A 5,436-nucleotide genomic window follows, 5' to 3' on the forward strand; every position below is an offset into this window, starting at 1 on the left:
GGCGCGGTGCTGGCGGTGGACGGGGTGTTCGGTACGGCGACGGCGGCCGCGGTGCGGTCCTTCCAGGGCGCGCAGGCGCTGCCGGTGGACGGTGCCGTCGGGTCCGCGACCTGGCAGGCGCTCGTCGTGTCGCCGCTGGCCCAGGGCGACGGCGGCGCCGCCGTGTCGGCGGCGCAGTCGCTGCTCAACGCCCACGGGGCGGCGCTGGCGGTGGACGGGGTGTTCGGTACGGCGACGGCGGCCGCGGTGCGGTCCTTCCAGGGCGCGCAGGCGCTGCCGGTGGACGGTGCCGTCCGGTCGGCGGGCTGGCTGCGGCTGCTCGCGCCGTGAACCGCGGGGGCGGCACCCCGTCCCGGGTGCCGCCCCCGCGGGGCGTGGGGTCAGCCCAGCCGGGCGTGGAGGAACTCCAGTGTGCTGCGCCAGGCGCGGTCCGCCGACTCGGCGTGGTACGCCTCGGGACGCTGGTCGTTGAAGAACGCGTGGCCGGCCGGGTAGGTGCGGAAGTCGGCCTCGACACCGGCCTGTTCGCGGATGGCGTCGCGCAGGGCGACCAGCGCGGCCGGCGGAACGCTCTCGTCGGTCTCGCCGAAGTGCCCGAGGACCTCGGCCTTGAGGCCGCTGAAGTCGGGCAGTTCGCCCTGGATGACCCCGTAGAAGGGGACCGCGGCGCTCACCCGCGGGTCGTTGGCGGCCTGGTAGAGGACGAATCCGCCGCCCATGCAGAAGCCGACGGAGCCGACGGTGTCCGAGGTGACCTCGGGGCGCCCGAGGAGGTAGTCCACGGCGCCGGACAGCAGATCGACGCCGTGCGCCACCGGCAGCGCGCGCATCATGCGCAGCGCCTCGCCGGAGTCGTGGGCGACGTTGCCGCCGTACAGGTCGGGGGCGAGGGCGACGAAGCCCTCCTTGGCCAGGCGTTCGGTGACGTCGGCGATGTGGTCGTTCAGGCCCCACCATTCCTGGATCACGATCACGCCCGGACCGTGCCCGGCGGGCGGCAGCGCCAGGTAGCCGTGCGCGGTGGCTCCTGCGCTGGTGAAGGTGACGTTCTGACGGACGGGGGAACCGGTCTGCTGCGGAGTCTCGGCCATGGGATCACGCTATGCCCGGGGACCTGATCGTACAAATTTAAAGCATGCGCAAAGCGGGGCGCTTGCCCAGTAACGGCACCGGAGCGATACCGAACAAACCGGCGGAAAATCGTCCTCGATTCCCCGTTACGGAGGACCGGGTCGCGGCGTTGTCCGAGCGTACGTCCGATTCGGTCGAGGGGGGACTGCGCATGGGGAAGACGACGGGCACCGACGCACTGGCGCCGGAGGAGGTCTCGGAGTCGGAGCGACTGCTGTTCGGCGGGCCGCTCCGCTACGACATGGGGTGGAACAAGCACGACGGCTCCTTCCTGGAGCTGGGCCTGCGCGCGATGATCCGGCGGCTGCCGCAACTCGTCGCCACCAGCGTGCGCCTGGCGCACCGCGCCGACCCCCGGGCACTGCGCGCGGTCGCCCTGGCCGAGGTGGGCCGCGGCATCGTCCAGGCGGTGGGCCTGGTCGCCGTCAACGCCGTGCTCGCGCGGGTTCTCCTGCCGGGGGAGACCACCGAGCGGCTGACGGGCGCCGCGCCCGCTCTGGCGGTCGTCGCAGGCGCCGCCCTGGCCGGCGCGCTGCTGCGCTCGGTGTCCACGGCGGGCACGGGCAAACTCGAGCCGACGGTGGAGCGTGTGGCCACCGAGACCTACCTGGAGCGCGTGGCCCGCGTGGAGCTCGCGGCCGTGGAGGACGAGGAGTTCCACAAACTGCTGGACTCCGCGTCCTGGGGCGCGGCCTCGGCCCGCCGCATGATCATGTTCTGTGCGGAGGTCGTCAACGCCCTCATCTCGCTGGGCGCCGCGGCCGGCGTCCTGGCCGTCCTGCACCCGGCGCTGCTGCCGCTGCTGGGGCTGATGACCCTGCCCAGCGCCTGGAGCGCGCTCACCATCGCGCGGCGCCGGTACATCTCCTTCCACAACTTCGTGCAGCACGCCCGGGCCGGGCAGTTGCTCGGACGGCTGCTCATCGACCGGGAGGCGGCGCCGGAAGTGCGGGTGCACGGCCTCGGGCCGTTCCTGCTGAGGCACTTCAGGGCCATGGCCGAGACCGGCGAGCAGGAGCAGACCCGGCTCGCCCGGCTGGCCGCCCGCACCGGGCTGACGGCCGCCGCATGGACCGGGCTCGCCACGGCGGCGACGTACGGCGCGCTCGGCGCCCTGCTGTGGAGCGGGGCGATGGCGCTGTCGGTCGCGGGCACCGCGGTCATCGCCATCCGCACCGGCTCCTCCTCCCTGGACCGGCTCGTCGTCCAACTGGGCTACCTGCACGAGGAGGCGCTGTTCGTCGCCGACCTCGACCGGCTGTGCACCGAGGCCGACCGGCTGGCGATCCCGCCCGGCGGACTCGACCTCCCCGAGCGCGTCGGCGCCATCCGCTTCGAGAAGGTCACCTTCAGCTACCCCGGCACGGAGAAGGGGCCGGCCCTGTGCGACGTCGACGTCACCATCCCGGCCGGGAAGATCGTCGCCCTCGTCGGCCGCAACGGCAGCGGCAAGACCACCCTCGCCAAGCTGCTGTGCGGTCTGTACGCCCCGGACGCCGGGCGCGTGCGCTGGGACGGAGTGGACGCCGCCGACGCCGACCGCCGCCAGATCTTCGACCGCATCGCCCTGGTCTCCCAGGACGCCTGCCGCTGGCCCTTCACCGCCCGGGTCAACGTCGCCATCGGCCGCCCCGGCGCGCCCCTCACCGACGACCGCCTCGACGCCGCCGCCCGCTACTCGGGGGCCGACGAGGTCGTCTCCGCCCTCCCGCACGGCTGGGACACCCTGCTCGCCCGCGGCTACCGCGGCGGCCACGAGATCTCCGGCGGCCAGTGGCAGCGCCTCCAGCTCAGCCGCGCCCAGTACCGGGACGCCGAGATCCTCGTGGTGGACGAGCCCACCAGCGCTCTCGACGCCCAGGCCGAACAGCGCGTCTTCGACCTCATCCGCGAACTCGCCGACGACGGTCAGACCGTCGTCCTGATCACCCACCGGCTGCACAGCGTCCGGCACGCCGACGAGATCTACGTCCTGGACGCGGGCCGCGTCGTCGAGCGCGGCAGCTTCGAGGCGCTGATGGCGGACGCCGCCGGGCCCGGTCTGTTCCGGGAGATGTACACGCTCCAGTCCCGGCAGTACGAGCACCCCGAGGGCGCGGTCCCGGCGCAGCGCGCCGAGCCGAACGCGGAGGCGCTCTGACCTGCCCGGACGGGGTCGCGGCACGCTGAAGCGTTGGGGGGAACTGGGTGCCCCGGTCGGGGTACTCAGTTCCTTATGAGGGGGATCGTTCCCCTTCCAGCGAGGACTCGATCTCCCGGACCACCCGCCACATCGGCGTGCGCCGCCGGGTGATCACCACGACGACGTCGTCCTCGGCCTCCGCCGGCTCCCCGGCCGCGGCGGCGCCCTCGGCGTTCCAGCCGCGGCGCACGTACTCCAGCGCGTGGTCCACGGCGGCGAAGGCGTCGCCCTCGCCGCCGGAACGCAGCCACGAGCGCAGGCCGTTGTTGTGCGCGGCGACCACGGCGGCGGCGATGACGTCGGCCCGCAGTTTGCCGTCCGGGCGGCCGGCGAAGCGCGCCCCGAGGTACTCCGCCAGCGCGCGCTCGTAGCGCCAGACCACGGACAGCTCGTACGCGCGCAGACCGGGCACCTGCTTGGTCAGGCGGTAGCGCTGCACGGAGAAGGTGGGGTTCTCGGCGTACATGTTCAGCACCAGGCGGGCGGCGCCGCACGCCTTGGACACCGGGTCGTCGGCGTCCGCGCTCGCCTCCAGGAACTCGGTCATCTCGGCCAGCGCGCGCTCATGGTCGGGAAAGACCACGTCTTCCTTCGAGGGGAAGTAGCGGAAGAACGACCGCCGGCCGACGCCCGCGAGGGCGACGATGTCGTCGATCGTCGTCGCCTCGTAGCCGCGTTCCAGGAAGAGCCGGAAGGCCGCTGCGACGAGTGCGTCCCGCATCGGGGGCTTCGTGGTCATGGTCCGAAAATCTAGCATCGAGGGCTTACGGATGGCACTGAGTGTGCATAATTGAGGGTACTCGATGCCATGGGCGCCGTACACGGACTGGAGTGACCGATCGTGAGCCAGGAATTCGACCTGTTCCGGACGTCGGAGGAGCACGACATGCTCCGCGACGCGGTGCGTTCGCTCGCGGAGGCGAAGATCGCGCCGTTCGCGGCGGAGGTGGACGAGGCGGGGCGGTTCCCCGAGGAGGCGCGCGAGGCACTGGAGGCGAACGACCTGCACGCGGTGCACGTGCCGGAGGAGTTCGGCGGTGCGGGCGCGGACGCGCTGTCCACGGTGATCGTGATCGAGGAAGTCGCGCGCGTGTGCGCCTCCTCGTCGCTGATCCCGGCCGTGAACAAGCTCGGCTCGCTGCCGGTGCAGCTGTCGGGCTCGGAGGAGCTGAAGGCGAAGTACCTGGGGGCGCTGGCGCGCGGCGAGGGCATGTTCTCCTACTGCCTCTCGGAGCCGGAGGCCGGCTCCGACGCGGCGGGGATGAAGACCCGCGCGGTGCGCGACGGCGACTTCTGGGTGCTCAACGGCGTCAAGCGGTGGATCACCAACGCCGGCGTGTCGGAGTTCTACACGGTGATGGCGGTGACCGACCCCGAGAAGCGCTCCAAGGGGATATCGGCCTTCGTGGTGGAGAAGGGCGACGAGGGGGTGTCCTTCGGCGCCCCGGAGAAGAAGCTCGGCATCAAGGGCTCGCCCACGCGCGAGGTGTACTTCGACAACGTGCGCATCCCGGCGGACCGGATGATCGGCGCGGAGGGCACCGGCTTCGCCACCGCGATGCGGACGCTGGACCACACCCGCGTGACGATCGCCGCACAGGCGATCGGCATCGCCCAGGGCGCGCTGGACTACGCCAAGGGCTACGTCAAGGAGCGCAAGCAGTTCGGCAAGGCGATCGCGGAGTTCCAGGGCATCCAGTTCATGCTGGCGGACATGGCGATGAAGCTGGAGGCGGCGCGGCAGCTGACGTACGCGGCGGCGGCGAAGTCCGAGCGGGGCGACGGCGACCTGACCTTCTTCGGCGCGGCGGCGAAGTGCTACGCCTCGGACGCGGCGATGGAGATCACCACGGACGCGGTGCAGCTGCTGGGTGGTTACGGGTACACGCGGGACTACCCGGTGGAGCGCATGATGCGGGACGCGAAGATCACCCAGATCTACGAGGGCACCAACCAGGTCCAGCGCATCGTCATGGCCCGCAACCTGCCGTAATCGGCAAACCGAGAGTGTGGAGGGACATCAAGTGAGCTTGAGGATCGTTGTAGCGGTGAAGTACGTGCCTGATGCCACGGGTGATCGTCACTTCGCGGGGGATCTGACGACGGATCGTGATGCGGTGGAC

Annotated in this window: 5 protein-coding genes and 1 pseudogene; 4 read left to right on the forward strand and 2 right to left on the reverse strand. The window is 71.9% G+C overall.

Going from position 1 to position 5,436, the window contains the following annotated elements:
- The coding region (locus PV364_RS35445; protein ID WP_319664887.1) for a peptidoglycan-binding protein at window positions 1-330 on the forward strand (330 nt) is incomplete at its 5' end.
- Between the two features lie 50 nt (window positions 331-380).
- Here the strand turns inward: PV364_RS35445 and PV364_RS35450 are convergent.
- Window positions 381-1,091 (reverse strand): dienelactone hydrolase family protein, encoded by a 711-nt coding sequence (locus PV364_RS35450; RefSeq protein ID WP_319664889.1) that lies wholly within the window; start codon window positions 1,089-1,091, stop codon window positions 381-383.
- A 191-nt stretch (window positions 1,092-1,282) separates the two neighbouring features.
- Between PV364_RS35450 and PV364_RS35455 the strand changes: the two genes are divergently transcribed.
- The gene (locus PV364_RS35455; protein ID WP_319664890.1) at window positions 1,283-3,271 is read left to right on the forward strand and encodes an ABC transporter ATP-binding protein; all 1,989 of its coding nucleotides are present in this window, start codon (window positions 1,283-1,285) and stop codon (window positions 3,269-3,271) included.
- A gap of 73 nt (window positions 3,272-3,344) precedes the next feature.
- Here the strand turns inward: PV364_RS35455 and PV364_RS35460 are convergent, their stop codons facing one another.
- On the reverse strand, window positions 3,345-4,034 hold the full coding sequence (locus PV364_RS35460; RefSeq protein ID WP_319664898.1) for a TetR family transcriptional regulator: 690 nt from the start codon (window positions 4,032-4,034) through the stop codon (window positions 3,345-3,347).
- A gap of 120 nt (window positions 4,035-4,154) precedes the next feature.
- Between PV364_RS35460 and PV364_RS35465 the strand changes: the two genes are divergently transcribed.
- Both PV364_RS35465 and PV364_RS35470 read left to right on the forward strand, forming a co-directional pair.
- Window positions 4,155-5,306, forward strand: coding sequence for an acyl-CoA dehydrogenase family protein (locus PV364_RS35465; protein WP_319664891.1), 1,152 nt, complete (start codon window positions 4,155-4,157; stop codon window positions 5,304-5,306).
- Window positions 5,307-5,337: 31 nt separating this feature from the next.
- A pseudogene (locus tag PV364_RS35470) lies at window positions 5,338-5,436 on the forward strand (electron transfer flavoprotein subunit beta); the annotation flags it as partial.

It is taken from the genome of Streptomyces sp. MI02-7b, assembly GCF_033793585.1.
Lineage (GTDB): Bacteria > Actinomycetota > Actinomycetes > Streptomycetales > Streptomycetaceae > Actinacidiphila.